This window comes from Synechococcus sp. CS-1329 (genome assembly GCF_025128055.1).
Classification (GTDB): domain Bacteria; phylum Cyanobacteriota; class Cyanobacteriia; order PCC-6307; family Cyanobiaceae; genus Regnicoccus_A.
On the sequence record NZ_JAHLYS010000048.1, the window covers coordinates 103385 to 130202 of the forward strand.

Annotated in this window: 31 protein-coding genes and 1 tRNA gene; 23 read left to right on the forward strand and 9 right to left on the reverse strand. The window is 66.8% G+C overall.

Annotated elements, in window-relative coordinates:
• Window positions 1-4: 4 nt before the first annotated feature.
• Both pstA and pstB read left to right on the forward strand, forming a co-directional pair.
• Window positions 5-898 carry a phosphate ABC transporter permease PstA gene (gene pstA, locus KQ304_RS13250; RefSeq protein WP_259737529.1) on the forward strand — a complete coding sequence of 298 codons (894 nt, stop codon included), beginning with the start codon at window positions 5-7 and terminating at the stop codon, window positions 896-898.
• A gap of 43 nt (window positions 899-941) precedes the next feature.
• Window positions 942-1760, forward strand: a complete 819-nt coding sequence (gene pstB, locus KQ304_RS13255) for a phosphate ABC transporter ATP-binding protein PstB (RefSeq protein ID WP_259737530.1) — start codon at window positions 942-944, stop codon at window positions 1758-1760.
• A 124-nt stretch (window positions 1761-1884) separates the two neighbouring features.
• On the opposite strand, the gene KQ304_RS13260 is transcribed toward pstB, so the two are convergent.
• A tRNA-Ser gene (locus tag KQ304_RS13260) sits at window positions 1885-1971 on the reverse strand.
• A gap of 61 nt (window positions 1972-2032) precedes the next feature.
• Here KQ304_RS13260 and KQ304_RS13265 point away from each other — a divergent pair.
• The 7 genes from KQ304_RS13265 (at window position 2033) to KQ304_RS13295 (ending at window position 7773) form a co-directional block, all read left to right on the forward strand.
• Window positions 2033-2401, forward strand: coding sequence for a 2Fe-2S iron-sulfur cluster-binding protein (locus KQ304_RS13265; RefSeq protein WP_006171508.1), 369 nt, complete (start codon window positions 2033-2035; stop codon window positions 2399-2401).
• Window positions 2401-3309 carry an inositol monophosphatase family protein gene (locus KQ304_RS13270; protein ID WP_259737531.1) on the forward strand — a complete coding sequence of 303 codons (909 nt, stop codon included), beginning with the start codon at window positions 2401-2403 and terminating at the stop codon, window positions 3307-3309. Before KQ304_RS13265 ends, KQ304_RS13270 begins: the two co-directional genes overlap by 1 nt.
• A 52-nt stretch (window positions 3310-3361) precedes the next feature.
• A complete protein-coding gene (locus tag KQ304_RS13275) occupies window positions 3362-4537 on the forward strand; it encodes an ATP phosphoribosyltransferase regulatory subunit (RefSeq protein ID WP_259737532.1) in 1176 nt (391 codons plus the stop codon).
• Between the two features lie 75 nt (window positions 4538-4612).
• The gene (locus tag KQ304_RS13280; RefSeq protein ID WP_259737533.1) at window positions 4613-4837 is read left to right on the forward strand and encodes a ferredoxin family protein; all 225 of its coding nucleotides are present in this window, start codon (window positions 4613-4615) and stop codon (window positions 4835-4837) included.
• Window positions 4838-4982: 145 nt separating this feature from the next.
• Complete coding sequence (htpG, locus tag KQ304_RS13285) at window positions 4983-6875, forward strand: molecular chaperone HtpG (protein WP_259737534.1); 1893 nt, start codon at window positions 4983-4985, stop codon at window positions 6873-6875.
• A gap of 60 nt (window positions 6876-6935) precedes the next feature.
• Window positions 6936-7172: a 50S ribosomal protein L28 gene (rpmB, locus tag KQ304_RS13290; protein WP_255110279.1), complete on the forward strand. Its 237-nt coding sequence runs from the start codon at window positions 6936-6938 to the stop codon at window positions 7170-7172.
• A gap of 22 nt (window positions 7173-7194) precedes the next feature.
• Window positions 7195-7773, forward strand: coding sequence for a peroxiredoxin (locus tag KQ304_RS13295; RefSeq protein ID WP_399229467.1), 579 nt, complete (start codon window positions 7195-7197; stop codon window positions 7771-7773).
• A gap of 25 nt (window positions 7774-7798) precedes the next feature.
• Here KQ304_RS13295 and csaB read toward each other — a convergent pair whose 3' ends face one another.
• Window positions 7799-8857, reverse strand: a complete 1059-nt coding sequence (gene csaB / locus KQ304_RS13300) for a polysaccharide pyruvyl transferase CsaB (protein ID WP_259737536.1) — start codon at window positions 8855-8857, stop codon at window positions 7799-7801.
• 110 nt (window positions 8858-8967) lie between these two features.
• Here csaB and KQ304_RS13305 point away from each other — a divergent pair, with 110 nt between their 5' ends.
• The 4 genes from KQ304_RS13305 (at window position 8968) to psaK (ending at window position 10206) form a co-directional block, all read left to right on the forward strand.
• Window positions 8968-9111 (forward strand): chlorophyll a/b-binding protein, encoded by a 144-nt coding sequence (locus tag KQ304_RS13305; protein ID WP_259737537.1) that lies wholly within the window; start codon window positions 8968-8970, stop codon window positions 9109-9111.
• A 119-nt stretch (window positions 9112-9230) separates the two neighbouring features.
• Complete coding sequence (locus KQ304_RS13310) at window positions 9231-9530, forward strand: DUF2499 domain-containing protein (protein WP_259737538.1); 300 nt, start codon at window positions 9231-9233, stop codon at window positions 9528-9530.
• On the forward strand, window positions 9527-9952 hold the full coding sequence (locus KQ304_RS13315; RefSeq protein WP_311133918.1) for a DUF3593 domain-containing protein: 426 nt from the start codon (window positions 9527-9529) through the stop codon (window positions 9950-9952). The genes KQ304_RS13310 and KQ304_RS13315 overlap by 4 nt, the downstream gene beginning before the upstream one ends.
• Window positions 9949-10206, forward strand: coding sequence for a photosystem I reaction center subunit PsaK (gene psaK / locus KQ304_RS13320; protein ID WP_259737539.1), 258 nt, complete (start codon window positions 9949-9951; stop codon window positions 10204-10206). Before KQ304_RS13315 ends, psaK begins: the two co-directional genes overlap by 4 nt.
• Window positions 10207-10314: 108 nt before the next feature.
• Here the strand turns inward: psaK and dxs are convergent, their stop codons facing one another.
• Window positions 10315-12228, reverse strand: a complete 1914-nt coding sequence (gene dxs / locus KQ304_RS13325; RefSeq protein ID WP_259737540.1) for a 1-deoxy-D-xylulose-5-phosphate synthase — start codon at window positions 12226-12228, stop codon at window positions 10315-10317.
• A 107-nt stretch (window positions 12229-12335) separates the two neighbouring features.
• On the opposite strand from dxs, the gene ilvA reads away from it, so the two are divergent.
• Genes ilvA through KQ304_RS13340 form a run of 3 tightly spaced genes read left to right on the forward strand, consistent with a single transcriptional unit; the run spans window position 12336 to window position 14817 of the window.
• On the forward strand, window positions 12336-13898 hold the full coding sequence (gene ilvA, locus KQ304_RS13330; protein ID WP_259737541.1) for a threonine ammonia-lyase, biosynthetic: 1563 nt from the start codon (window positions 12336-12338) through the stop codon (window positions 13896-13898).
• 54 nt (window positions 13899-13952) lie between these two features.
• Window positions 13953-14495: an SMC-Scp complex subunit ScpB gene (gene scpB, locus KQ304_RS13335; protein ID WP_259737542.1), complete on the forward strand. Its 543-nt coding sequence runs from the start codon at window positions 13953-13955 to the stop codon at window positions 14493-14495.
• 31 nt (window positions 14496-14526) lie between these two features.
• The gene (locus tag KQ304_RS13340) at window positions 14527-14817 is read left to right on the forward strand and encodes a YggT family protein (RefSeq protein WP_259737584.1); all 291 of its coding nucleotides are present in this window, start codon (window positions 14527-14529) and stop codon (window positions 14815-14817) included.
• A 22-nt stretch (window positions 14818-14839) separates the two neighbouring features.
• Here KQ304_RS13340 and KQ304_RS13345 read toward each other — a convergent pair whose 3' ends face one another.
• Both KQ304_RS13345 and KQ304_RS13350 read right to left on the reverse strand, forming a co-directional pair.
• On the reverse strand, window positions 14840-15310 hold the full coding sequence (locus tag KQ304_RS13345) for a hypothetical protein (RefSeq protein WP_259737585.1): 471 nt from the start codon (window positions 15308-15310) through the stop codon (window positions 14840-14842).
• Window positions 15311-15426: 116 nt separating this feature from the next.
• Window positions 15427-15756, reverse strand: a complete 330-nt coding sequence (locus KQ304_RS13350) for a nucleoside triphosphate pyrophosphohydrolase family protein (protein ID WP_259737543.1) — start codon at window positions 15754-15756, stop codon at window positions 15427-15429.
• Window positions 15757-15829: 73 nt separating this feature from the next.
• Here KQ304_RS13350 and pyk point away from each other — a divergent pair, with 73 nt between their 5' ends.
• The 5 genes from pyk (at window position 15830) to KQ304_RS13375 (ending at window position 21720) form a co-directional block, all read left to right on the forward strand.
• Window positions 15830-17617 (forward strand): pyruvate kinase, encoded by a 1788-nt coding sequence (pyk, locus tag KQ304_RS13355; RefSeq protein ID WP_259737544.1) that lies wholly within the window; start codon window positions 15830-15832, stop codon window positions 17615-17617.
• A 60-nt stretch (window positions 17618-17677) separates the two neighbouring features.
• A complete protein-coding gene (locus tag KQ304_RS13360; RefSeq protein WP_259737545.1) occupies window positions 17678-18907 on the forward strand; it encodes an ABC transporter permease in 1230 nt (409 codons plus the stop codon).
• A 144-nt stretch (window positions 18908-19051) separates the two neighbouring features.
• Complete coding sequence (locus KQ304_RS13365) at window positions 19052-19327, forward strand: DUF1830 domain-containing protein (RefSeq protein ID WP_259737546.1); 276 nt, start codon at window positions 19052-19054, stop codon at window positions 19325-19327.
• 123 nt (window positions 19328-19450) lie between these two features.
• Window positions 19451-21376: an ATP-dependent zinc metalloprotease FtsH gene (gene ftsH / locus KQ304_RS13370; protein WP_259737547.1), complete on the forward strand. Its 1926-nt coding sequence runs from the start codon at window positions 19451-19453 to the stop codon at window positions 21374-21376.
• Window positions 21377-21483: 107 nt separating this feature from the next.
• Entirely contained in the window at window positions 21484-21720 is a 237-nt protein-coding gene (locus KQ304_RS13375) for a hypothetical protein (protein WP_399229478.1), read from the forward strand.
• A 119-nt stretch (window positions 21721-21839) separates the two neighbouring features.
• Here the strand turns inward: KQ304_RS13375 and clpP are convergent, their stop codons facing one another.
• Window positions 21840-22430 carry an ATP-dependent Clp endopeptidase proteolytic subunit ClpP gene (clpP, locus tag KQ304_RS13380; RefSeq protein ID WP_259737548.1) on the reverse strand — a complete coding sequence of 197 codons (591 nt, stop codon included), beginning with the start codon at window positions 22428-22430 and terminating at the stop codon, window positions 21840-21842.
• A 101-nt stretch (window positions 22431-22531) separates the two neighbouring features.
• Here clpP and psb29 point away from each other — a divergent pair, with 101 nt between their 5' ends.
• Entirely contained in the window at window positions 22532-23305 is a 774-nt protein-coding gene (psb29, locus tag KQ304_RS13385; RefSeq protein ID WP_311133919.1) for a photosystem II biogenesis protein Psp29, read from the forward strand.
• A 5-nt stretch (window positions 23306-23310) separates the two neighbouring features.
• Here psb29 and KQ304_RS13390 read toward each other — a convergent pair whose 3' ends face one another.
• From KQ304_RS13390 to petN, 3 genes are all read right to left on the reverse strand, one after another.
• Window positions 23311-24801 (reverse strand): hypothetical protein, encoded by a 1491-nt coding sequence (locus tag KQ304_RS13390; protein WP_259737549.1) that lies wholly within the window; start codon window positions 24799-24801, stop codon window positions 23311-23313.
• Window positions 24798-25985, reverse strand: a complete 1188-nt coding sequence (locus KQ304_RS13395) for a CofH family radical SAM protein (RefSeq protein ID WP_399229498.1) — start codon at window positions 25983-25985, stop codon at window positions 24798-24800. Before KQ304_RS13395 ends, KQ304_RS13390 begins: the two co-directional genes overlap by 4 nt.
• 317 nt (window positions 25986-26302) lie before the next feature.
• Complete coding sequence (gene petN, locus KQ304_RS13400; RefSeq protein ID WP_255092813.1) at window positions 26303-26404, reverse strand: cytochrome b6-f complex subunit PetN; 102 nt, start codon at window positions 26402-26404, stop codon at window positions 26303-26305.
• 67 nt (window positions 26405-26471) lie between these two features.
• Here petN and clpS point away from each other — a divergent pair, with 67 nt between their 5' ends.
• Window positions 26472-26768 carry an ATP-dependent Clp protease adapter ClpS gene (gene clpS / locus KQ304_RS13405; protein ID WP_259737551.1) on the forward strand — a complete coding sequence of 99 codons (297 nt, stop codon included), beginning with the start codon at window positions 26472-26474 and terminating at the stop codon, window positions 26766-26768.
• Window positions 26769-26818 lie beyond the last annotated feature (50 nt).

Here is a 26818-nt window from a genome sequence, read left to right on the forward strand (position 1 = left end):
CGCCATGACCCTTGCCACACCAGTCCGTACCGCCGGATCACTCCTGTTCAATCCAGGGCTGAAGCGGAACCGCACCGACAAACTCTTCACCTCGATCGCCGCACTGTTCAGTCTGATCGCGGTGCTGCCTCTGTTTCTGGTGCTGATCTATGTGCTGATCCAGGGGGGTCAGCTGATCAGCGTCAGCCTGTTCACCCAGCTTCCCCCGGCACCGGGGCTGGAGGGTGGCGGCATCGCCAACGCCATCATCGGCACCTTCGTGGTCACCCTGGTGGCCTCCCTGATCGCCATTCCCGTGGGAGTGGGAGGAGGGGTCTACCTGGCGGAATACGCCAGCAGCGGCTGGTTCGCCCAGTTCATCCGCGTCGGCAACGACATTCTCGCCGGAGTGCCCTCGATCATCTGCGGGGTGTTCGTGTACAGCGCCGTTGTCGCCACCCGCCTGTTCTTCGGTCAGTCCTATTCCGCCCTGGCTGGTGGCATCGCCCTGGCGGTCCTGATGCTGCCCACGGTGATCAAAACCACCGATGAAGCCCTGAAGCTGGTGCCCCAGGAGTTGAGCTGGGGAGCCATCGGCGTCGGGGCTTCGAAGTTCGTGACGATCACACGCATCACCCTGCCCAGCGCCTTCACCCCGATCGCCACCGGGGTGGTGCTGGCCATCGCCCGCGCCGCCGGAGAAACGGCACCCCTGATCTTCACGGCCCTGTTCTCACCCTTCTGGCCCGAGGGGCTGTTCAACCCGATTGCGTCGATGTCGGTGTTGATCTTCAACTTCGCGATCATGCCTTACGAAGCCCAGAACTCCCTGGCCTGGGCCGCTTCGTTTGTGCTCGTGATCCTGATCCTCGGCGCCAATCTCCTGGCCCGCTGGATTCGCCGGTTCGCCTCCAGCTAGCTCCCTGCGCTCGGACATCATTCCCACCACCCTGCACCCAGCCATGACCAGCACCCTGAATCAGCCCAGCACCAGCGCCACCCTGCCCAGCTGCCTCAGCCTGGAGAACGTCACCATCAGCTACGGCAGCTTTGAGGCCGTGCGGGATGTCTACATGGACATCCCCCGCAACCGGGTGACCGCCTTCATCGGCCCTTCGGGCTGTGGCAAATCAACGGTTCTGCGCGCCCTCAACCGCATGAATGATCTGATCGAGGGCTGTAGCCTGCGCGGTCGCGTGGTGTTCGATGGTCAGGACATGTATGCCCGTGAGGTGGATCCAGTGGAGGTGCGTCGCCGCATCGGCATGGTGTTTCAGAAGCCCAATCCCTTTCCCAAGAGCATCTACGAAAACATCGCCTTCGGGGCGCGCATCAATGGCTACAAGGGTGATATGGACGAACTGGTGGAGCGTTCCCTGCGCAAGGCCGCCATCTGGGATGAAACCAAGGACAAGCTCAAAGAGAGTGGCAACGCCCTCTCCGGCGGCCAGCAGCAGCGGCTCTGCATCGCCCGCGCCATTGCCGTGGAGCCGGAAGTGATCCTGATGGACGAGCCCTGCTCGGCACTGGATCCGATCTCCACCCTCAAGATCGAGGAGATGATGCATGAGCTCAAGAAAAGCTTCACCATCGTGATCGTCACCCACAACATGCAGCAGGCGGTGCGGGTGTCGGACTACACAGCCTTCTTCAATGCCGAAGCTGTCGATGGCGGCAGCGGCAAGGTGGGCTACCTGGTGGAATTCAACGACACCGAGCGCATCTTCAACGCCCCGGTGCAGCAGGCCACCCAGGATTACGTCACCGGCCGCTTCGGCTGAAGCTCCCACTGGCCCCTGTCAAGCAGCCCGTCCAACAGCTGGACAGGCTGAAACGAAGGGCTTGCTCAGGGGCCGATGAAGGCATAAAAAAGCCGGCTGCAGGAGCCGGCTTTTGTGTTGAAAGCGGAGAGGGAGGGATTCGAACCCTCGATAGAGTTGCCCCTATACAGCATTTCCAGTGCTGCGCCTTCGACCACTCGGCCACCTCTCCAGCGGCTGTTATGGGGCAGATGTCAATGTAGCAGTCAGCCCAGAGGGTCCAATTCCATCCGATGACACGACGCTTCCCGATCACGGTGCACTGGCGGCAGGAACAACGGCTGATCCGATTGGAGGTCCCTGAAGGGGAGTACATCCTGCGCAGTTTTGAAGCCCAGGGTCAGCCGCTGCCCTTCAGCTGCCGCAACGGCTGCTGCACCACCTGTGCCGTACGCGTGATCTCCGGCGAGATCGATCAGCAGGAGGCCCTGGGGCTCTCCCAGGACCTGCGCCGGCAGGGCTACGGCCTGCTCTGCGTGGCCAGAGCCACCGGCCCCCTCGAGGTGGAGACCCAGGACGAGGACGAGGTTTACGAGCTGCAGTTCGGCCGCTATTTCGGCCGGGGCCGGGTGACGCCGGGCCTGCCCCTGGAGGAGGAGTGATGGAAGCCTCGCCAACGGACACTCGCCAGCCAGCGCCCAGCCTCTCCGCCCAGGCCCTGCTCGATTCAGCCCTGGGGTTTCCCGAGCTTGAACGGTTGGCGGCTGTGGCCCGGGAGGCCGCCAGTGCCGGCGCCCGGGTGCTGGCCCACCACTTCGGCAAGCTGGAGTCGATCCGCGAGAAGGGCCGGGCCGGCGATCTGGTCACCGAGGCCGATCTGGCGGCGGAGCAGGCGGTGCTGGCCATCCTTGAAGCCCGCACGCCGGAGCTGGGGGTGCTGGCCGAGGAAAGCGGGCGCAGCCGCACAGGCTCGGATCTGGAGTGGTGCGTCGATCCCCTCGATGGCACCACCAACTACGCCCATGGCTATCCCTTCTTCGCCACCTCGATCGGTCTCACCTGGAAAGGGGCTCCGCTGCTGGGGGCCATCAGCGTGCCGGCCCTGGACGAGCTCTACTGGGCGGCCCCCGGCCTGGGGGCCTGGTGCAACCAGCGGCCGCTGCAGGTGAGCGGCTGCCACGACCTCGCCGCCTCGCTGCTGGTCACGGGCTTCGCCTACGACCGCCAGAGCCAGCCGGACACCAACTACGCCGAGTTCTGCTGGTTCACCCACCGCACCCATGGCGTACGCCGCGGCGGGGCAGCGGCGGTGGATCTGGCCTTCGTGGCCGCCGGCCGGCTCGATGGCTACTGGGAACGGGGCCTCTCCCCCTGGGACCTGGCCGCAGGGGTGGTGCTGGTGGAGCAGGCCGGTGGGGTGGTCAGCCGTTACGACGGCGGTGCCGCCAGCCTCGCCGAAGGCCGGCTGATCGCCTGCACGCCCGCCCTGCAGGCGGCCCTGATCGAAGGTCTGGGCCAGTGCCAGCCCCTGCCCGGAGAGCTGTTCGGGGCTCCGGAGCTGGGCCCCTGAGCGATCGCTCCATAGGATCCAGCGTCTCCCGTCCCCCAGCCCCTCCGCCCCCATGGCCCTGCAACCCGCCGCCGGCGCCAGGGATCTCCACCCCCGCCAGGTGGACCGCAACCGCCAGCTCTGCCAGCGCCTGGCCGCGGTGTACCGCCAGTGGGGCTACCAGGAGGTGGCACCGCCGATGGTGGAGCGACTCGACACCCTCGAGGCCGGCGGTGGCATTGCCGAGCGCGAGGTGATGCGCCTCACGGCTGAGGAACCGCTGGGGCTGCGGCCCGAGCTGACCGCCTCGATCGCCCGGGCCGCCTGCACCCGACTGGCTGATCGTCCCCGGCCATTGCGTCTGTGGGCCGAGGGCAGCACCTTTCGCAGCTTCACCGGCGACGGCGGCGGTCAGCGCCTGAGTGAGCGCCTCCAGAGCGGCGTGGAGCTGCTGGGGGTGCGTTCCGCGGCGGCGGATGCCGAGCTGATGGCCCTGCTGCTGGCCTGCAGCGAAACCCTTGGCCTGCAGGCCAGCCACCAGCCGCGGCTGCTGGTGGGCCACCACGGCGTGCTCTCCGCCCTGCTCGACGAGCTGCCCGCCGACCAGCGCTCCAGCGCCCGTCAGGCCCTCTCAGGCTTCGATCCCCTGGCGATCGCGCGCCTGCCCCTGGCCCAGGCCCAGATCGAGCGGCTGCAGGAGCTGATGCGCCTGCGCGGCGCACCGGCGATGGTGCTGAGCCAGCTGCGCCGCCATCTGGGGGAGAGCCCTTTGATTGATGAGCTGGCCGCTGCCCTGGAGATCGTTGAGCCCACGGCCGCTCGGCTGGGGATCGGCCTGCAGCTGGATCCCAGCTTCCAACCCCATTTCGACCTCTACGACGGAATCGTGCTCAAGCTGGTCTGTCTTGGGGCCGAGGCGCCGGTGGAGATCGCCAGCGGCGGCCGCTACGACGCCCTGGTGGGCCGCTTCGGGGCAGCCGCCAGCGAAGCGGCCGGTGTGGGCTTCGGCTTCTCGATCGAGGACATCCGCGACCTGCTGCTCAGACCCGGTGCCCGCGATCCGGCCGGCCGGCCAGTGCTGGTGGCCTACGGCCAGGGTTCCAACCTGGCCGCCGCCCTGGAGGCCCTCGCCGGTCTGCACGGGCAGGGCCAGAGCGCCGAGCTGCTCCCCGAGGCCTGCCCCAGCCGGGAGGAGGCCGAAGCCACCGCCCAGCGCCGGGGTTGCTCAGCCCTGGAGTGGCTCCCCTGAGCCCAGGACAGCTCCAGGAGCCGCCGCCGCCAGCGGCAGCATTTCTAAGATCAAGTCCCGCAGCACATTTCAGTCATGGCCCACAGCATCGTCACCGACATCTGTGAGGGCGTGGCCGATTGCGTCGATGCCTGCCCGGTGGCCTGCATCCACCCCGGCCAGGGAGCCAACAGCAAGGGCACATCCTTCTATTGGATCAATTTCGACACCTGCATCGACTGCGGCATCTGCCTGCAGGTCTGCCCGGTGAGCGGCGCGATTCTGCCGGAGGAGCGCGCCGATCTGCAGCGGTCGGATTAACCGGCCACCGGCCGCTCCGCCATCAGACGGTCCCACGAGGCACTCCCGCCGGAGCCCAGGTTCGGAGACCCCTCCTTGCAGTGGCTTGAGCCCGGTGGAGGGACGAGCCTAAGGTCAGCTCAAATCCTTACAAGCTGACGGAATCATGGCGGTGCTGGAACAGGGTCAGATTCAGATCCACACCGAGAACATCTTCCCGATCATCAAAAAGGCCGTCTATTCCGGCCACGAGGTGTTCCTCAGGGAACTGGTCAGCAACGGAGTGGATGCCATCAGCAAGCGCCGCATGGCCGCCATGGCTGGCGACTGCAGTGAGGGCGCCGAAGGGCTGGTGAGCATCAGGATCGATCGCGAGGCCAAAACCCTCACCATCAGCGATAACGGCATCGGCATGGTGGCCGATGAGGTGAAGCGCTACATCAACCAGGTGGCCTTCTCCAGCGCCGAAGACTTCCTCGAGAAGTACAAGCGTGAAGATGACGCGATCATCGGCCATTTCGGCCTCGGCTTCTACTCCAGCTTCATGGTGGCCGAGCGGGTGGAGCTGATCAGCCTCAGTGCCAGCCCCGGCAGTGAAGCCGTGCGCTGGAGCTGCGACGGCTCCCCCAACTTCAGCCTGGAAACGGGCGAGCGCGCCGAACCCGGCACCGATGTGATCCTGCATCTGCAGGAGGAGGAGCTGGAATACATCGAGCCGGCCCGCATCCGCTCCCTGATCACCACCTACTGCGACTTCCTGCCGGTGGAGGTGCAACTGGAGGGAGAAACGGTGAACAAGCGGGAGGCACCCTGGCGCAAGAGCCCGCGGGACCTCAGCGACGAGGATTACATCGCCCTCTACCGCTACCTCTATCCCTTCCAGGGAGACCCCCTGCTCTGGGTCCATCTCAACACCGACTACCCCTACACCCTGCAGGGCATCCTCTACTTCCCCAGGATCACCGGCCGCGCCGACTGGGAGAAGGGCGAGATCCGCCTCTACTGCAATCAGGTGTTCGTTTCCGATTCGATCAAGGAGGTGGTGCCCCGTTACCTGCTGCCCCTGCGCGGGGTGATCGACTCCCCCGACATCCCCCTCAACGTCAGTCGCAGTGCCCTGCAGACAGATCGGCGGGTGCGCTCGATCGGCGGCTTCGTGGCCAAGAAGGTGGGGGACCGGCTCAAGGAGCTGCACCGCGATGAGCCCACCCGCTACGCCGAGATCTGGGAGGGAATCGCCCCCTTCATCAAGATCGGCGCGATGGAAGACGAGAAGTTCGCCGATCAGGTGGCCGAGCTGATCCTGTTCGGCACCAGCGCAGCAGCGGCCGAGCCCGATCCGATCGCCGTGGGCGAGAAGGCCTACACCACCCTCACTGGCTACCGCCACCGTCTGCAGAGCAGCGAGGAGCAACGCATCCTCTATTGCACCGATGAAGCGGCCCAGGCGGGGCCGCTGGCCCTCTGGCGCGGTCAGGGGGCGGAGGTGCTGCTGGCCGACACCCTGATCGATGCCCAGTTCATCCCCTGGCTTGAAGACCGCCACAGCGAGCTGAAGTTCCAGCGGGTGGACGCGGAACTCGACGCCAGCATCCAGGAGCAGGAGAGCAGCCTGAGCGATGCCGACGGCAGCGACAGCTCCGAGAAGTTGCGGGAGCTGTTCTGCAGCGCCCTGGCCAACGACAAGGTGACCATCCAGGTCCAGGCGCTCAAGGGGGAGAACACCCCGGCGGCCCTGATCCTGCTGCCGGAGCAGATGCGCCGCCTCAACGACATCGGTGCTCTGATGGAGCAGCGCCTGCCCGGACTGCCCGATCACCACGTGCTGGTGGTCAACCGCCGTCACCCCCTGGTGGCCGGCCTGCAGAAACTCTCCAGCGGCGCCGTGCTCACGGGAGTGGGTACCAGCTCCCCCAGCCAGCAGCTGGCCCAGGAACTCAGTGGCCACATCTATGAACTGGCCCGCCTGGCGGTGGGGGGCCTTGAGCCCAACCAACTGGCCGGTTTCCAGCAGCGCAGCGCCGACCTGATGGGCCGGCTGATGGAGCGGGGCCTCTGAGGGCCCAGTTGGGGGTGCATCCCCTTTGTTAAGGTGCACCCCTGCTTATTTGATGCTTCCATGTCCCGGGTTTGTCAGCTCACCGGCAAGCGCGCCAACAACGGCATGGCTGTCAGCCATTCCCACGTGCGCACCAAGAAACTCCAACAGGTGAACCTGCAGGAGCGCCGCCTCTGGTGGGCCGAAGGCAACCGCTGGGTGAAACTGCGGGTCGCCACCAGCACCCTGCGCACCATTCAGAAGAAAGGCCTCGGCGCCTACGCTCGCGAACTGGGCGTCAACCTGGCCAAACTCTGACTCTGCCAAGAGGTCAGCCGTTGTGAATCGCCGCCAACTCCTGCAAGGAGCGCTCCTTCACAGCGGCGCAGCGTTGGTTATGCCAGCCGCAGTTTCGGCGTGGCTGAGCTGGCCCAGCAGGGCTCAGGCCATGGGAGGCACTCTGCCTGGCCTTGATCAACCAGCGCCCGCGTTCAGCCTGCCGGGCTTCGGGCCCGGCCTCGATGGCTCCGGCAGGCTCGGGCTGGATCAGTTCAGTGGTCGCTGGCTGGCTCTTTACTTCTATCCCAAGGATTTCACCGGCGGCTGCACCCTTGAGGCGCGGGGATTTCAACGGGATCTCCAGCAGTTTCACCAACTCAATGCCGAGGTGGTGGGCATCAGCGCAGACGATGTTGCTGAGCATGCCTCCTTCTGTGACAGCGAAGGGCTGGTGTTTCCGCTGCTCTCCGATCCCGGCGGTGCCGTGAGCCAGCGCTACGGGTCCTGGATCGCTCCTTTCTCCCAGCGGCACACCTTTCTGATTGATCCCGAGGGGGTGCTGCGGGCCCGCTGGGTGGCGGTACGCCCCTTGGGCCACAGCCTCGAGGTGCTGGATGAACTCCAGCGCCTGCAGGCCTGAGTGAACGCTGGCCTGGGCCTCGCCCTCAGCGTCCCAGCCAGCGGCTCAGCAGCTCAGCATGAACCTGGCATCCCAGGCGCAGTTCCTCGATCCGCTGCGGTGGAGGGGGGTTCTGCAGCTGCTGCAACCACTGCAGCTCCAGGGTGCTGGCGTCCTGGAGCTGCTCCAGCTCGAAGCAGGGGCAGGCCAGCGCCTCGGCGGCGGCACGCACCTTGGGGTCGTAGCTGAGGGCCGCCAGGGGGGCACCGGCCAGGGCCGCCACGATCAATCCGTGCAGCCGCATCGACAGCACCAGGGCGGCGCCGCTGAAGAGTTCCATCGCCTCTTCGGGTGTGGCCACAAGCACTTCGCGGCTGCGCTGGGCCAGCCGCTGGGGCATCAGTTCCCGGCGATCCAGCTGGGCCAGCAAGCCCCGGTCCTGATCCCGGTGGAACGGCAACCAGAGCACGGGCCGATCCGCAGCGGCCGCCACGGCATCGAGGGCCGCCAGCAAAGGCGCCCAGCGCTCGCCATCCAGCAGCTCGGTGGGCCGCCAGCAGATCACCAGGGGGCCAGCTGACCCATGCCAGGGCCGTTTCGCCAGCGACCAGACCGGGTCGCTGCCGAGCACGCCGGGCCGGCCCCAGGCAGCCGCCAGCTGGGCTGAGGCTGGATCCCGCCAGCTGCTGGCCTGCACCAGCCTCAGCAGGCGGCGCACCAGCAGGCGGCTGCGGCGCCGGCGCAGGGGGCCCAGTCCCTGGCCCCAGAGCAGCACAGGCTTGCCCTGCAGCCGCGCCGAGATGATCAGGGCCGCGTAGTAGAGGAGGCTGCGGAAGCTGGTGGCGTCCTGCAGCAGGCTGCCGCCCCCCAGCACCAGGGCATCGCAGCGATCGAGCGAGCGCCGCACGGCAGTGAAATTCCGTCTGGCGCAGGTGCGCACCCCCAGCCGCTGCTGCACCTCCCCCTGATCGAAAGCGGTCACCAGGGGATCGCAGCCTTCGGGCAACTGGGCCAGCAGGGCGCTGAGCAAGGCGTCATCGCCCAGGTTGTGCTCGCCGTAGTAGCCGCAGATCAGCGGTTGGACCCCTTTCTGCGCTGGCGCCACCGCACACCTGATCCAATCTCCAGGGAGGCTACGGGAGCAGGAACGAAGCCAGCCCCTTAGCCACAGCGGTTACCTCCTGTTACAATTCACGCAATACTGCTTCACATGCAATGTCCAGCACCGACTCCCGCTTTGGTTTCGTCTCCTTCGCTGAAACCTGGAATGGCCGTCTCGCCATGCTCGGTTTCGTGATCGGCCTCACCACCGAAATTCTCACCGGCCAGGGCATCCTCGGCCAGATCGGCCTCGGCTGATTGCCTCGATTCAGCATCACCTCAACCCCGTCCGGCACTCCGGGCGGGGTTTTCTGTTGGCGGCCACCCTTCAAGCCCCAGACTCCGTACATTGCAGGCTCACGTGGGTGCCGGGCGCCATGCATGCCCTTTCACTGCCCACCTGGTGGATCCATGTGGCCTCGGTCCTGGAGTGGATGCTGGCCATGGTGGCCGTGATCCGCTGGGGTGAGCGCCGCGGTGAAACAGAGTGGCGCTGGCTGGCCCTGGCCATGCTGCCGGCCCTGGTGAGCGCCATGGCGGCCTGCACCTGGCACCTGTTCGACAACCCCATCGAGCTCCAGGGCCTGGTGGTGTTCCAGGCGGGCACCACCTTGCTGGGCAACGTGGCCCTGGCGGCGGCCGCCTGGACGCTGCTGCCCGAGAGGAGCCAGTCATGACGGTCGTTGGTCTTGGGGCCCTGGCGGCAGTGGATCCCAGCCCTCTGTTCGTGCTCTCGCTGTTGCCCTATCTGGCCTTCCTGCGCTGGGCCGCAGCCAGCAAGCGTTTCCCGCCCCTGGCCCTGCGCGGTTTCCAGTTCACGCTGGTGTTCGTGGCGGTCACCATCGCCGCCGCTGTGGTGGCGGAGCTGCGCTTCGGGCAGCAACTGGCCGATGTCGACCGCCTGCATGGGAGTGCGGAGGCCTTCTTGACCGTGGCCAACCTGCTGGTGCTCTGGGGCTTCAGCCGCGCGGAGCCAGGCCAGGAACCGCCTGATCCCGAGGCCTCAACAACGGGCCCCAGCGGTGAACAAGTCTTAAGCACCGGTGTAGAGCCAGCGGTTCCCCCGGAGGATGGGGCGTCAGTTTTAGATCCAGAATGATCGCTCCTCTTCTCGCCGTGGTGCCCACCTCACTGACCTGGTCGCCCAAGGTGGCGCTGGTGATGATCGTCTGCAACGTGATCGCCATTGGCGTCGGCAAGGCCACCATCAAGTACCCCTCTGAGGGCGCCAAGCTGCCCAACGATCGCTTTTTCGGTGGCTTCAGCCACGCCTCCCTGCTGGCCACCACCAGCCTGGGTCACATCTTCGGCATCGGCGCCATCCAGGGCCTGGCCTCCCGCGGCGTGCTCTGAAGCCCAGGCCCTCAGCCAGCCAGCGGCATTCCACAACCCAAACAAAAGGCGGGCTCAACACCCGCCTTTTCTTTTGGGTTATCCCCCAGCCTCAGCCTGAGCCGCAGTTCAGACGGTGAGCGGCTGGCGTTGGATCCCCAGCAGGGCAAAACGCTGCAGGATGCGATCAGCCATCTGGGGGGCAGTGAGCCCGAGGGCGATCTTGCTCTGGTCCGGGCTGGCGTGGTCCACCAGCTGATCGGGGATACCGAGGCGGAACACGGGCACCATCACGTCGTGGTCGCTCAAGGATTCGACCACCGCGGCACCGAAGCCCCCGGGCAGGGCCCCTTCCTCCATGGTCACCACCCGGCCGATTCGGCGGGCCAGGGGCAGGATCAGGCTTTCATCCAGGGGACGCAGGAAGCGGGCATTCACCACCGCAGCCCTGATGCCCTGCTCCTGCAGCAGGCCGGCCGTGGCCATGGCCGGCGCCACCATGGCCCCGTAGGCCACGATCAGCAGGTCATCGCCATCGGCCAGCTGTTCGCCGTGGCCGATCTCCAGAGCTTCCCAGCCCTCTTCCATCAGCGGCACCCCTTCGCCTTCGCCGCGCGGAATACGGATGGCGCAGGGGCCGCTGTGGCCGATGGAGGTGACCAGCATCCGCTGCAGCTCTGCCTCATCCTTGGGCGCCATCACCGTGAAATTGGGCACGGCCCGCAGATAGCTGATGTCGTATTGGCCCTGGTGGGTGGGGCCATCGGCCCCGACGATGCCGGCACGATCGAGCACGAAGGTCACCGGCAGCTTCTGAATGCCCACGTCGTGGATGAGCTGGTCGAAGGCGCGCTGGAGGAAGGTGCTGTAGATCGCCACCACCGGCTTGAGCCCGGCCGTGGCCATGCCTGCCGCCATGGTGACGGCATGCTGCTCGGCGATGCCCACATCGAAGTACTGCTTGGGCAGGGCCTTCTCCAGCAGATCGAGGCCGGTGCCGGTGGCCATCGCCGCGGTGATGCCCACCACGGTGGGGTCCTGCTCACAGATGCGCACCAGGGTCTGGCCGAAGACCTTGCTGTAGCTGGGCGGTTTCGGCTTGCCGGAGGGGAAGCCCTTGCCGGTCTTGAGGTCGAAGGCGGACTGGGCGTGGTACGCCACCTGATCGGCCTCGGCATAGGGATAGCCCTTGCCCTTGATGGTGGCCACATGAACGAGCACCGGGCCTTCGCAGCGGTGGGCGGCACTGAAGGTGCGCACCATTTCGGCGATGTCGTGGCCGTCGATCGGACCCATGTAGGTGAAGCCCAGCTCCTCGAACACGGCGCCCACCTTGGGCACCGCCAGCCGGCGCATGCTCTCCTTGAGGCGCTCGAGTTCGGGCGGCAGCTCCCCATGCATGAAGGGCAGGTGCTTGAAGGCCTCCTCGGCGCTGCCGGAGAGGAACTGCAGCGGCGGGCTCAACCGCATGCGGTTGAGGTAAGTGGAGAGGGCGCCCACCGGAGCTGAGATCGACATGTCGTTGTCGTTCAGCACCACCAGCAAAGGGGTTCTGGGGAGATGACCGGCATGGTTGATCGCCTCCAGCGCCATGCCGCCGGTGAGGGCTCCATCGCCGATCACCGCCACGCACTTGTGGTCCTCGCCGCGACGGTCGCGGGCCAGGGCCATGCCCAGGGCCGCCGAAATGCTGGTGGAGGCATGACCAGCCCCGAAGTGATCGAAGCGGCACTCGCTTCGCTTCAGGTAGCCGGCCACCCCGCCCTGCTGACGCAGGGTATGGAACTGGTGGTAGCGCCCTGTGATCAACTTGTGCGGATAGGCCTGGTGACCCACGTCCCAGACCACCCGATCCGTCTCCAGGTCGAGGGTCTGGTAGAGGGCCAGGGTGAGTTCCACCACACCCAGCCCCGGGCCCAGGTGTCCACCGCTGGTGGACACCACCTCCAGATGCTTCTCACGAATCTGGCGAGCTATGGCTTCGAGCTCGCCGATGCTGAGGCCATGCAGCTGGTTGGGATGGCTCAGCTCACTGAGATGCATACCCTGATCAGTTCTGAAAATTCAATCTACGACCTGCCTTCGGCCGAGTGGGGCCAACGGTCACCTTTCCTGAGGCCGGCCGCTCTCCGGCCCGGCACACTGGAGCCATGGACGACATCCTCCAGCGCATCCTGCGGGCGCGGGTCTACGACGTGGCGATCGAGTCGCCGCTCGATCTGGCCCCCAACCTCTCGCGGCGGCTGGACAACACCGTGCTGCTCAAGCGCGAAGACCTTCAGCCGGTGTTCTCCTTCAAGCTGCGCGGGGCCTACAACCGCATGGTCCAGCTCAGCGGCGCTGAGCTCAAGCGTGGCGTGATCGCCGCCAGCGCCGGCAACCATGCCCAGGGAGTGGCCCTGGCGGCCGAGAAGCTGGGCTGTCATGCCGTGATCGTGATGCCGCTCACCACCCCGGCGGTGAAGGTGCGGGCCGTGGCCGCCCGCGGCGCCGAGGTGCTGCTGCACGGAGACACCTACGACGAGGCCTGCCTGCGGGCCAGAAGCCTGGAGCAGGAGCTGGGCCTCACCTTCATCCATCCCTTCGACGATCCGGAGGTGATCGCCGGCCAGGGAACCGTGGGCCTGGAGATCCTGCGCCAGTGCTCGACGCCCCCCGATGCCATCTATGTGGCCGTGGGTGGTGGCGGTCTGATCGCCGGCATCGCCGCCTTCATCAAGAGCGTCTGGCCCCAGGTGGAGGTGATCGGTGTGGAGCCGGTGGATGCCGATGCCATGACCCGCTCCCTGGCGCAGGGCCGGCGGGTGAGCCTGGACCAGGTGGGACTGTTCGCCGATGGGGTGGCCGTGCGCCAGGTGGGGGAGCACACCTTCGCTCTGGCCCAGCGCTATGTCGATGCCATGGTCACGGTGGACACCGATGAAATCTGCGCCGCCATCAAGGACGTGTTCGAGGACACCCGCTCGATCCTCGAGCCGGCGGGTGCCCTGGCCGTGGCCGGCATGAAGGCCGACGTGCAGCGTCGGGGTCTGAAGCAGCGCACCCTGGTGGCCGTGGCCTGCGGCGCCAACATGAATTTCGATCGCCTGCGCTTCGTGGCTGAGCGGGCCGAGCTGGGGGAGGAGCGCGAAGCGATGCTGGCGGTGGAGATTCCCGAGCGCCCGGGCAGCCTGCGCCAGCTCTGCGAACTGCTGGGGTCCCGCAGCCTGACTGAATTCAGCTATCGGATGGCGGACCACCGCCTGGCCCACATTTTCCTGGGGGTGCAGGTCGACGGGCCGCGCGACAGCGCCGCGTTGATCAGCCAGCTGGGCGCCGGCGGCTTCCCCTGCCTTGATCTGAGCAGCAACGAGCTTGCCAAGCTGCATCTGCGTCACATGGTGGGGGGGCGCCTGCCGGAAGCGGCCTGCCACGCCGGCGCCCCCCCACCCCGGGAGCTGCTCTATCGCTTCGAATTTCCCGAGCGGCCGGGTGCGCTGATGGCCTTCGTCAACGCCCTGCATCCCGACTGGACGATCAGCATTTTTCACTACCGCAACCAGGGGGCCGACGTGGGCCGCATCGTGGTGGGCGTTCAGGTGGACGAGCAGGATTCCGACGCCTGGGAACTCTTCCTCTCCGGGCTGGGTTACCGCCACTGGGACGAGACCCGCAACCCGGCCTACCGGCTGTTCCTCGGCCCCGCCAGCCAGCCGGTGCCTGCCCTGGCCTGAGCTTGCGCTGTTCAGCTGCGGTACGGTGCGACCAACGATGGGTCGGCTGGGACCATGTCCAGCGCCTCCTTATCTCTGCCGGCACGGCTTGAGGCCATCCTGTACCTCAAGGGACGCCCCCTCAGCCTGGGCGAACTGGCCGAAATCGCTTCAGCGGGCCTGATCGAGCCGATCGAGCGCGACGCCGTGGAGATGGCCCTGATCACCCTGATGGCCGACTACGCGCACCGGGACACAGCCCTGGAAATTCGCCAGGACGCCCAGCGCTTCAGCCTGCAGCTGCGTGACAGTCACGCCGACCTGGTGCAGACGCTGCTGCCGGTGGACCTCTCCACCGCCACCCTGCGCACCCTGGCGACGGTGGCCCTGAAGCGACGCATCCTGCAGTCGGACCTGGTGGAGCTGCGCGGATCGGGCGCCTACGACCACATCAAGGAGTTGCTGGCCCAGGACTTCATCGAGCGACGGCGCCAGAGCGACGGCCGCTCCTTCTGGATCAGCCTCAGCGACAAGTTCCACCGCACCTTCGCCGTCACCCAGCTGGCGACGGTTGACCCCACCCCCGTGGTGAGGGCAAAGGGCAACCCAGCTGCATAGAGTCAGCATTGAGTTGCTGCAGGCCTTGCCCATGATCATCGTGAGTCAGATCCTGGCCGTGCTGGCCCAGACCCTGGGGATCTACCTCCTGGTGCTGCTGGTGAGGGTGCTGCTGAGCTGGTTCCCCAACCTCGACTGGAGCAATCCGGTGCTGAGCACGGTGAGCTCGATCACCGATCCCTACCTCAATGTCTTTCGCGGCCTGATCCCGCCCCTGGGTGGCCTTGACCTTTCGGCAATCCTCGCGTTCGTAAGCCTCCAACTTGCTCAGGGAGGGCTGAATTTCCTCAGCGGATCGCTGATGGGCGGGATCGGCTACTGAAACGCCGGAGCCATCCATGTCTTCAGGCGGGATCAAGCATGGCCTGCTCCAGCGGCAGCAGCTCGTCGTCGACACCCGCCCGCACCCGCACCGGTGCGTTGAATCCCCTGGCCTTGGCATGGCTGACCTGCAGCGGGCCAGGGGTACCGGCCGGCACCGCCAGGCGCAGACCAAAGCGTGACTCCCCGGGGGGGACATCACCGATGGAGCCCACCCGGGTGCGGTTCTGCAACACCGGTTCACCGCTGCGGTCGCTGATCACGGCGAACAGATCCGTGTCAATCACCGGCTGGGAGCGGGGATTGGTCACCGTGCCGCGCAGGGCATAGCAACTGGCCCCACTGGGGCGCTTCAACTGCGGCTGGGCTCCCGGGTCAGCCTCAAGGCAGGGCTCCAGGCTGATGTCCGTCACCGCCAGATCGAGGGCCCAGGCCGGGGCTGCGGGAGCCACCAGCAGCAACAAGGCCAGCAGCAGCGCCAGCGCTGTGGGCAGGTGCCGCTCACGGCAGGCGGACTGGGCTGAGGGGGGTCTGGGGCTCAAGGGGTCCTCCGGGTGGCTCGGGCTGGTCAGGGCTCGTGGTGGATGGCTCTGGCTGCTCCAGTCTGGTGCTAACGGTGGTCGCCGCTTCCCCCGAGGGTCTGGCGGCTGGCCCGTCCCGCCAGTTTCGCCAGATTGGCGCGGGCCACATCGTCGAGCGTCAACCCCAGTTCACTGGCCAGCTGCGAGACGTACCAGAGCACATCGCCCAGCTCGAGGGCCAGGTCCTCCACCAGCTCAGGCTCGAACACTCCGCCGCGGTCGCGCAGCACCTTCTTGACCTTGTCGGCCACCTCACCGGCTTCACCGCAGAGACCGAGGGTGGGATAGATGGGATTGGCCCCCACCTGGGGGTAGCGGGCGGTGGAGCGAGCCTGGAGCTGGTAGTCGTTCAGATCCATCGGTTCAGCACCATCGGCGGCAGGAGAGGGGCGGGACCGGATGGTAGTTTCCGCCTGAACCTTCGGCTTCCCGATGGCCCAGCCCGATCTGTCGCGTCGCACCAAGATCGTGGCAACGATCGGTCCAGCCACGGAGTCCCCCCAGCGCCTGCGGGAGTTGATCCAGGCCGGGGCCACCACGTTCCGCCTCAACTTCTCCCACGGGGACCACTCCGAACATGCCGCCCGGATCGCCACGATCCGTCAGGTGGCCCACGAGCTGGGTATCCATGTGGGCATCCTCCAGGATCTCCAGGGTCCGAAGATCCGCCTGGGACGCTTCGAAGGCGGCCCGATCACCCTGGCCAACGGTGATCCCTTCGCCCTCACCTCCCGGCCGGTGAGCTGCAACCAGTCGATCGCCACGATCACCTACGACCGCCTCGCCGATGAGGTGACCGCCGGCAGCCGCATCCTGCTGGATGACGGGCGGGTGGAAATGGTGGTCGAGTCGGTGGACATCCCCGAGCAGACCCTTCACTGTTCCGTGGTGGTGGGCGGGGTGCTCTCCAACAACAAGGGGGTGAACTTCCCCGACGTGCAGCTCTCGATCCGGGCCCTCACCACGAAAGACCGGGTGGACCTCAGCTTCGGCCTTCAGCAGGAAGTGGACTGGGTGGCCCTCAGCTTCGTGCGCAACCCCTCCGACATGCAGGAGATCCGCGAGCTGATCAGCAGCCAGGGCTACAACACCCCGGTGATCGCCAAGATCGAGAAGTTCGAGGCGATCGATCAGATCGACGCCATCCTTCCCCTCTGCGATGGCGTGATGGTGGCCCGGGGCGACCTGGGGGTGGAGATGCCGGCGGAGGAGGTGCCCTTGCTGCAGAAGGAGCTGATCCGCAAGGCCAACACCCTGGGCATCCCGATCATCACGGCCACGCAGATGCTCGACAGCATGGCCAGCTGCCCGCGCCCCACCCGGGCAGAGGTGAGCGATGTGGCCAACGCCATCCTCGATGGCACCGACGCGGTGATGCTCTCCAACGAAACCGCCGTGGGCGATTACCCGGTGGAAGCGGTGGAAACGATGGCCAGGATTGCCCGCCGCATCGAGCGCGACTATCCCCGCCGGGCAGTGGACAGCCACATCGCCTCCACCATCCCCAACGCCATCAGCCAGGCGGTGAGCACGATCGCCCGGCAACTCCAGGCCGCCGCCATCCTTCCCCTCACCAAGAGCGGGGCCACGGCGCGCAATGTCAGCAAGTTCCGTCCGTCCACAACGATCCTGGCGATCACCAGTGAGGTGAAGGTGGCCCGTCAGCTGCAGCTGGTCTGGGGGGTCAACCCCCTGTTGATCGGCCATCAGGCCTCCACCACCAGCACCTTCACCCTGGCCATGGGCGTGGCCCAGGAGAGGGGTCTGCTCAAAGAGGGGGATCTGGTGGTCCAAACCGCCGGCACCCTCTCAGGAGTGAGCGGCTCCACTGATCTGGTCAAGGTGGGCATCGTCTCCGCCGTGCTGGGTCGGGGCCTGGGCATCGGCAACGGCTCGGTCAGCGGCCGGGTGCGGGTGGCCACCACCGCCGAGGAGGCGGCGCGGCTGGAGAGCGGTGAGATCCTGGTGGTGCGTGAAACGAGCGCCGGCTACCTCGATGCCATCCGCAAGGCCCGGGGCGTGATCGCCGAGGCAGACGGCTGTGACAGCCACGCCGCCGTGATTGCCCAGCGGCTGGGGGTGCCCGTGATCGTGGGGGTGGCCAATGCCACCTCCGATCTGCGCCTGGGCGAATTCGTGACCCTGGAGGTGCGCGAGGGGGTGGTGCACCGCGGCGCCCGCAACCACACCCAGGCTGACCGCAGCGAAACCATTCTCTGAGGCTGTCGCCAGCGGCCGCCGCCGCTGGCCATGATGCAGTCCTGAACGCTGCTGGCGGCCATGGCTTCGAAACTGCCCCTGGCGGAAACCGTCGGGATGGCTCTCAACACCCTCAAGGCCAACCGGCTGCGCAGCCTGCTGACCATGCTCGGCATCGTCATCGGCAATGCCTCGGTGATCACCCTGGTGGGGGTGGGCAAGGGGGCCCAGAACCTGGCGGAAGGTCAGCTCAACACCCTCGGAGCCAATGTGCTCTTCGTGGTGCCCGGCAACAACGACACCCGCCGCCAGGGGATCGAGAATCCCCGCACCCTGGTGCTGGAGGACGCCGAGGCGATCGCCGAACAGGTGCCCAGTGTGCGCCGGGTCGCCCCCCAGATCACGATCAACGAAGTGATCCAGTCGGGGGGGAACAGCTCCAACGCCTCGGTGTCGGGCATCACCCCGGATTTCCTGCCGGTGCGGCGCTTCGAGATCGCCCAGGGGCGCTTCTTCAGCGACGACGACATCAAGGGCGCCCGCAACGTGGCCGTGATCGGCCCGGACCTGAAGCAGAAGCTGCTGCCCTCGGGCTCCGCCATCGGCCAGTCTCTGCGCATCCGCGATCAATCCTTTGAGGTGATCGGCGTGATGGCCGCCAAGGGTGCCGCCTTCGGCACCAACCAGGACGAAGCCGCCTACATTCCGCTCTCAACGATGGTGAGCAAGCTGAGCGGCCGTGACCCCACCTACGGGGTGGTGCTCACCTTCATCAGCGCCGAGGCCCGCGACGAGGCCAGCACCAGCGCCGCCAAATTTCAGATCACCAACCTGCTGCGCCAGCGCCACCGCATCCTGCGGGAAGACGATTTCGCTGTGCGATCCCAGCAGGATGCCCTCTCGATTGTGGGCACGATCACCGGGGGGCTGACCTTGATGCTGGGGGCGATCGGCGGCGTGTCGCTGCTGGTGGGCGGCATCGGCATCATGAACATCATGTTGGTGTCGGTGAGTGAGCGCACCCAGGAGATCGGCCTGCGCAAGGCGGTGGGAGCCCGCAGCGGTGATGTATTGCTGCAGTTTCTGGTGGAGTCGCTGGTGCTCGCCAGCCTCGGCGGCCTGATCGGCAGCGCCGTGGGCCTGGGCACGGTGATGGCGGCGAGCCGCTTCACCCCCCTGCCGGCCTCGATCGACAGCGGCAGTGTGCTGTTCACCGTGGGGCTCTCTGGATCGATCGGCTTGTTCTTCGGAGTGGTGCCGGCCCGCCGAGCCGCGCGGCTGGATCCGATCGTGGCCCTGCGCAGCCTCTGATCGCGACGGGGTACGTGTCCTGCGACACCTCGCCGTGTACCCCGCTTGGATCAAGAAAACCTTAAGAAAGCTGAACGGTGCCGTCTGTGACCAAAGCAGTGGATGGATGGTGGCTTAGTGGACAGAGTTTCTGAATCTCCTCTCTTGGCCCTGCTCTCCTGCGGCTATCGCAATACCAGCGACCGCATGGTGATCCTGCGGTCCTGCGGGCCTGATGAGTTCTATCTCGAGCGGGTCATTTTTCCTTTTGAACTGCTCAGTTTTCAGGCCCCCAAGGGAGCGGAGCTGGAGATCTGGACCCATGGCCTGGGGGGGCCTGAACTGCTGGAAACCCTGCCGAGCTCCGAACTGCTGATCGAGCCAAGCGATCTCGAAGGCAACGAGAGCCGTGACGATCCGGCCTGGCTGAGCATCGGCTGAAGCTCTGTCACCGGGGGGCCGCCGGCTGAGACAACCATGACAAGCTGAAAACAGTGGCGCAACTGCCGGGTTCTCTCGGCTGAGGGTTGCGGGCTTTACACTTGTTAAAAATTTCCCTCAGCCATGAATCAGCGCTGGCGTCTCTTCGCTCTCTGGCTGCTCCCGATCGGAGTGGCTCTCTTCCTTGGCTGGCAGGTGCTGGGGAACGGCGGTGCCAGCCGATTCACCCCTGAGGGCCGCACCGACACGGTGGCGCCACGCAACGCCGCCGTGGCGCGGATGAGCTACGGCCGCTTCCTCGACTACATCGACGCGGGTCGCGTCACAGCGGTCGACATCTTCGATGGCGGCCGCACCGCCGTGATCGAAGCCGTCGACCCTGACCTGGACAACCGTGTGCAGCGCCTGCGCGTTGACCTGCCCGGCCTGGCTCCAGAGCTGATCAACAACCTCAAGACCCAGGGCATCAGCTTCGACATCCATCCGCCCCGCAGCACCCCTCCGGCCCTGGGAATCCTGGGCAACCTGCTCTTCCCGCTGCTGCTGATCGGTTCACTGATCTTCCTGGCCCGCCGCTCCTCGTCGATGCCTGGTGGTCCAGGCCAGGCGATGCAGTTCGGCAAGACCAAGGCCCGTTTCGCCATGGAGGCTGAAACCGGTGTGATGTTCGATGACGTGGCCGGCGTGGAGGAGGCCAAGGAGGACCTCGAGGAAGTGGTCACCTTCCTGAAGCAGCCGGAGCGCTTCACCTCCGTGGGCGCCAAGATCCCCAAGGGTGTGCTGCTGGTGGGCCCTCCCGGCACCGGCAAGACCCTGCTGGCCAAGGCCATCGCCGGTGAAGCCGGTGTGCCCTTCTTCTCCCTCTCCGGTTCGGAATTCGTGGAGATGTTTGTGGGCGTCGGCGCCAGCCGGGTGCGCGATCTGTTCAAGCGGGCCAAGGAAAACAGCCCTTGCCTGATCTTCATCGATGAGATCGATGCTGTGGGCCGTCAACGCGGGGCCGGCATCGGCGGTGGCAACGACGAGCGGGAGCAGACTCTCAACCAGCTGCTCACCGAGATGGACGGCTTCGAGGGCAACAGCGGCATCATCATCATCGCCGCCACCAACCGGCCTGATGTGCTCGATTCAGCTCTGATGCGTCCGGGTCGCTTTGATCGCCAGGTGAGCGTCGATGCCCCCGACATCAAGGGACGGCTCTCGATCCTCAAGGTCCACTCCCGCAACAAGAAACTCGCCGCAGACGTGTCGCTCGAGGCCGTGGCCCGGCGCACCCCTGGCTTCACCGGTGCCGATCTGGCCAACCTGCTCAATGAGGCGGCCATCCTCACCGCCCGCCGCCGCAAGGAGGCCACCACGCTGATCGAGATCGATGACGCCGTCGATCGGGTGATCGCCGGCATGGAGGGCAAACCCCTCACCGACGGCCGCAGCAAGCGCCTGATTGCTTACCACGAGGTGGGCCATGCCTTGGTGGGCACCCTGGTGAAAGACCACGACCCCGTTCAGAAAGTCACCCTGGTGCCCCGCGGTCAGGCCCAGGGACTCACCTGGTTCGCCCCCGACGAGGAGCAGATGCTGGTGAGCCGCGCCCAGCTCAAGGCCCGCATCATGGGTGCCCTCGGCGGCCGGGTGGCGGAAGACGTGGTCTTCGGCCACGCCGAAGTCACCACCGGTGCCGGTGGTGACATCCAGCAGGTGGCCAGCATGGCCCGCCAGATGGTGACCCGCTTCGGCATGAGCGACCTGGGACCGATGTCTCTGGAGGCCGGAAATCAGGAGGTGTTCCTCGGGCGTGACCTGATGACCCGCAGCGACGTCTCCGATTCCATCTCCCGCCGCATCGACGAGCAGGTGCGCAGCATCGTTGATCTCTGCTACCGCGACACCCAGGCGCTGGTGGCCAGCCACCGCGACTGCATGGACCGCCTGGTGGAGATGCTGATCGAGAAGGAAACCCTCAACGGTGATGAGTTCCGCGCCGTTGTGGCTGAATTCACCCCCATCCCTGAGAAGGAGCGCTTCTCCCCCCTGCTGCCCGCCTCCTGATTCAGGCAGCCAGCGGCACCATTCTCTGGCGGGGCCGGGTTCTTAACCGAATCTTTTCCCGCCGGACTGGATCCAGTACCTAGCTTCAATCATTACGCGTTCAGGCTTTGAGCAGCACCCGCTCACCGATGGAGTCGTTCAGCGCCTATCGCGGCGACGACTGGAGTCCACAGCGGCTGGCCTTCCACCAGAATCTGGAGCGCTTTGCCGATCGTGTCGGGCTGATCGTTGGCCTGCAGAGCAACGGCAAACTCAATCAGGACGAGGCCTACGACGAGATCCGCATGCTCTGGAAGGAGCTCAAGGGCAGCAAGAACGGTCTCGAGATCCCCGACAAGCCCTGAGTCATGAGTCACCACCCTGCCGATTCGCCCACAGGAGTCGTTCAGAGGCAGAGCACAACAAAAAGCCAGCTTCGTGAGAAGACTGGCTTTTTGTGATGGCTGTTCAATGGGCCGACAGCTCAGAGAGGCCGCACGGGGCGCTTGTCGATCACCTTGTCGATCAGGCCGTAGGTCACCGCTTCCTCTGGTGACATGAAGAAATCGCGGTCGGTGTCGAGCTGGATGCGATCCAGGGGCTGGCCGGTGCGATCGGAGAGCTCCCGGTTCAGCTTGTCCTTGAGGTAGAGAATTTCATCGGCCTGAATGCGGATGTCGCTGGCCTGACCGCGGGCCCCGCCCAGAGGCTGGTGAATCATCAAGCGGGAGTGCTGCAGGCTGCTGCGCTTGCCCTTGGCGCCCGCCGTGAGCAGGAAGGCACCCATGCTGGCGGCCAGTCCCACGCAGACCGTCTGCACATCAGGTTTGATGTGCTGCATCGTGTCAAAGATGCCAAGACCGTCGTAGACGGATCCGCCGGGAGAATTGATGTAGAGAAAAATATCTTTCTCGGGATCTTCGGCTTCAAGGAACAGCAGCTGTGCCACCACCCGATTAGCGGATTCAGCGGTCACTGGCTCGCCCAGGAAAATGATGCGCTCGCGCAGCAGCCTGGAATAGATGTCAAAGGCGCGTTCACCCCGGCCCGAATCCTCAATCACGATCGGGATCATCGGCAACGGCAGAGCAACTCGGTTGATCCTACCGACGACGGTGGGTCCGCCGCCCGATCGGCCCGGGGGGGTGCAGCGCTAAGGTCCAACCATTCGAGCGGATGAGTGTGAGCGCCTGCCTCACCGTTGCTGACAGCAAGCGTGCCTTCCACGCAGCCTTTCCCTATGTGATCGGCCCGCTGTACCGGCGGATGGTTGATGAACTCCTCGTTGAGCTGCATCTGCTCAGTCGGCAGAGCGGGTTCCGTGGTGACGGCCTGTTCGCCGTGGGCCTGACCCAGGTCTTTGAGGGTTTTGCCAAGGGCTACCGGCCCCAGCAGCAGAGCGAGCCCCTGTTTGCCGCCCTCTGTGCCTCATCGGGCTTCGATGCCACGCAGATCCGTGCCCAGCACGCCGCCGCCGTGGCGGCGGTGGGAGAGCACAGCCTGGAGGAGGTGAAGCAGTGGCTGGCCCAGCGGGGCAAGGGGGCTCCTGAGCCGATCGCCGGCGTTCTTGCCGACATCGACAGGCCCGATTTCCACTACTCGCGCCTGTTCGCCGTCGGCCTGCTCTGCCTGCTGCAGCGGGCCCGCGGCGCCGAAGCGGTGGAACCCCAGGCCCTCAGGGAAGCCGCCCACGAAATCGGCGAATCCATGGGCATGATGAAGGAGCGGGTCGACAAGGACCTGAATCTCTACGCCAGCACCCTCGAGAAGATGGCCCAGGCCGTCGAGCTGATGGAGGAGACCCTGGCCGCCGAACGGCGCCGGCGCGAGCGCCAGGCCCAGGAGGGCAACGCTGCCCCTGCCGCCGGCAAGATCGACGACAGCGGCACCGCCACTGCCGTTGCGCCCGAGCCGGAGACGAGCCCTCCGGCCGCACCCCAGGGCAGCTGAGCGGCTCAGGGCCCGGGTCCAGCCCCGGGCTGGGGCTTCTTCACTGCCGCCGCCGGTGGAGCTGGCGGCTGGGCTGGCGGCTGAGAAGCCTCCAGGATCAGCGATCCCCACAGCCATGACAATCCCGTATCGCCTGCGGAGCCGGCCCCAGGAGCTTGGGGAGCTCCAGCGGGGGCCGAGAGGATCTGCAGCTGGCTGGAGCGGCGAGCCACCGCCGGCAGGTCCGCAGGCAGCAGCCCAAGGGCGGCCAGGGCCTCGGGCCTGACCCTCAGATTCAGCCCACCACCAGCCGGCGGTCTCGCCGCCTCGAAGCGCTCGGCACCGGGCAGAGCGGCCCCCAGCACGAACAACAGCTCAGGGACCCCACCTGCGGCTGGCACCACCCAGCGCCAGCCGCCCAGGGGGGTGCCGTCCTCGCGCAACCAGAGACTGCTGGACAACTTGGCTGCCACAGCGGGAGCGGCCGCCGCCGGCGCGGAACTGGAAGGGGAGCGCTGGTCGGTGAGGCCCTGGCGCTCCAGGGCCTGGCCCAGAGCCGAGAGCCAACGGGTCCAGGCGGAGCGGTCCGGTCCCACCGCCAGCTGCAACTCCAGTGACGCCAGGAATGGCCCCTTGGGCTGGGGCCTGAGGCGCAGCCGAAACGGTGTGCTCTGCAGACGTTCCAGGGCGGCCTGGTCAAGGCCGTAGCGCTCCATCAGCGGTTGGCGGATGACAGCGTTGCTGAGCAGGGCGTCGAAGAGGAGATCCAGCCGCGCCCCGCTCACCTCCAGCAGCTGATCGGCAGGCAGGGGCGGTTGGCTGGCGCTCGGCGGCGGCGGCAGCGGCGAGACTGGAGCCACCGAATCGGGCTTGGAGCTGGCCTCCCCCTGCCAGCTGAGGCCATCGGCTTCGGCGCTCACCGTCAGGCAGCCCTGCTGGAACCGCTGCAGCAGCGGGGCGAGATCACCGGAGATCTGTGCCAGGGCGAGCTTGGTCCAGACCACGGCCTGGCGGGTGCGCAGCAGGTTGACGCAACGTTGCTCCAGACCCCGGGGGGGGCGGGCGCTGCGGCCGAGGAGCTGTTGCAGCGTCTGGAAGGAGAGAGGATCAGGGGCGATCACCACGAGATCGTCCACCCGCAGCGCCCGATCGGGCAGGGCAGCACTGGCCTGCGGGCCGAACAGGCGGGCGGGCACCACCAGATGGGCCGACCCTTCCCGACCCCAGAACTGCCACCAGGTTCCCCGCTGACGGGCCCAGAGCCGGCGGCTCGGCTCCGGACCCAGGCGTTCCTGCCAGAGCAACGGCACCGGCCGGGCCTGATCCGCCTGGAAGCTCTGGGTCAGGCTGGCCACCCCCACCACCCGCTCCAGCCCCTCGGCATTGGAGCGGGGGAAGCGGTGGAGCTGGCTGACAGGAGCCAGCACCAGCAGGGCGATCACCGCGGAGGTGATCGGCAGCGGGCCCAGACGGGGGGCGGGAGGCAGACCCTTCCAACGCGCCAGGGTGAGGGTCATGGTGAAGGAGGGGTCATGGCGTACAGCGTGGTGCGTCGCCGCACCGGACGGCCCAGGCCGGCGGCGGCGGCCTCCAGCTGCTGGGGCGACTGGGCGGTGCCGCCGCGGGCTCCGGCCATGCTGGTGATGTGTTCTTCCATCAATGTGCCGCCGAGGTCGTTGCATCCCCAGCGCAGGGCTTCGCTGGCACCATCGAGGCCCAGTTTCACCCAGCTCGGCTGGTGGTTGAGGAACCAGGAGCCCAGCAGCAGCCTGGATTGGGCGGTCAGCACCAGCATGTCGGCGCGGTCGGGCTGGTCGCGGCCGACCCGGCGGCGCAGGGGCGCAGGGGCCGCCTCGCCCACGTAGGGCAGCAGCACGAATTCGCTGAATCCAGGCTGGGCCCTGCCCCAGGCCCGTCGCTGCAACTCCACCAGGGTGAGCAGGTGGGCGACCCGATCAGCGCTGGTCTCCAGGTGACCGGCCATCAAGGTGGCGGTGGTGGCCAGGCCGCGGCTATGGGCCTGGAGCACAACCGCGCACCAGGCCCGGGCAGAGAGCTTCTCGGGGCAGAGCTCCCGGCGCACCGCCTCACTCAGCACCTCGGCGGCTGTGCCGGGAATCGAGCCCAGGCCCGAGGCCTCCAATACAGCCAGGACGGTGTCCAGTGGCAGCTCATCCTGCTCGGCGATGAACAGCAGCTCCTGGGGGGAGAAGGCATGCAGGTGAATGCCAGGGGCGGCCTCCGCCAGGGCCTCCAGCAGTCTGGCGTGATAGCGCAGGGAGCTCCCCTCCAGCCGGGCCTCGGAGTTGAGGCCGCCCTGCAGACACAGTTCGCTGGCCCCCAGCGCCTGGGCCGCCGCCGCCCGCTGCTGGAGGGTGTCGAGATCAAGCCAGTAGGCCCCCTCGCTGCCGGCGTCGCGGCGGAAGGCGCAGAAGCTGCAGTGCTTGACGCAGTGATTGCTGACATTGAGGTTGCGGTTCACCACGTAGGTGACGGTGTCGCCGGCCAACTGCCGGCGCCGCTGGTCTGCCGCCTCGCGCAGAACCTCCAGGCGAGCTTGTTGCGCCAGCTGGGGCCGGGAGGCTGAGTCCGTGGCCAGGCAGAGCGCCAGGGCCAGGCTGGGGTCAGGCACCCCAACGGCTGCTGAGCCGACGAGCGACCCTGCAGCCGGCCAGCTGGAACCAGCTAGCGCCTGCAGCAGATCCTCAAGGGAGGCCCCCCGCCAGGGCTCCAGCGCTGCGGCGTCTGGAGGCGGAACCAGCACCGCCGCGGCCTCGCGCCACGACCATGGGGCCAGCGGTTCTGGCCGAACCGAGGTCACCGTCGTCCGGAGGACAGGCGGCCCGACGGGAGCGGCGACGGGCGCTTCGCCCGGCGACGGTCGCGCCACTCAATGGCGGAAAGGTAGATCACCCCAGCCGTGACGAAAACCAGCAAGATGGTCGCCGTCACAGCCAGCAGGTTGGCGCTGGTGAAGGAAAGATCAGGCATCAGGGTGTGACTTGGGCCCTGGGGCGATCAGAAATTGATCGTGCCGTCGCCGTTGCGGCCCCAGACCACCATCGCGATCGAAAAGCTGAACAGGGCAGCCAGGGAAGCCCAGGCGAGGGAGATGAGCATGGGGTCGCCCAAGCAACGGAGAGTCAGAGTTTACCTAGGATGGGGCCGCCCCAGACGCAGTCCACCGATGGCAGCTTCGGGAGTTCAAACGGCCCCGGTCCCGGTCAGGATCCGGCAGCGCCAGCCCTACCCCCATCTGCGGATTGTGGTGCTGGACGATGACTTCAACACCTTTCAGCATGTGGTGACTTGCCTGGTGCGCTACCTGCCGGGCATGGGGCCTGATCAGGCCTGGGAGCTCGCCCATCAGATCGACTCCCAGGGCTCTGCGGTGGTCTGGAGCGGACCCCGGGAGCAGGCCGAGCTCTACCACCAGCAACTCAGTGCAGAGGGATTGACGATGGCGCCCCTGGAGCGGGAGTGACCTCAGCCCAGCTGCAGGCTGCGGCGATGGGCTGCGGCGATGGGCTGCGG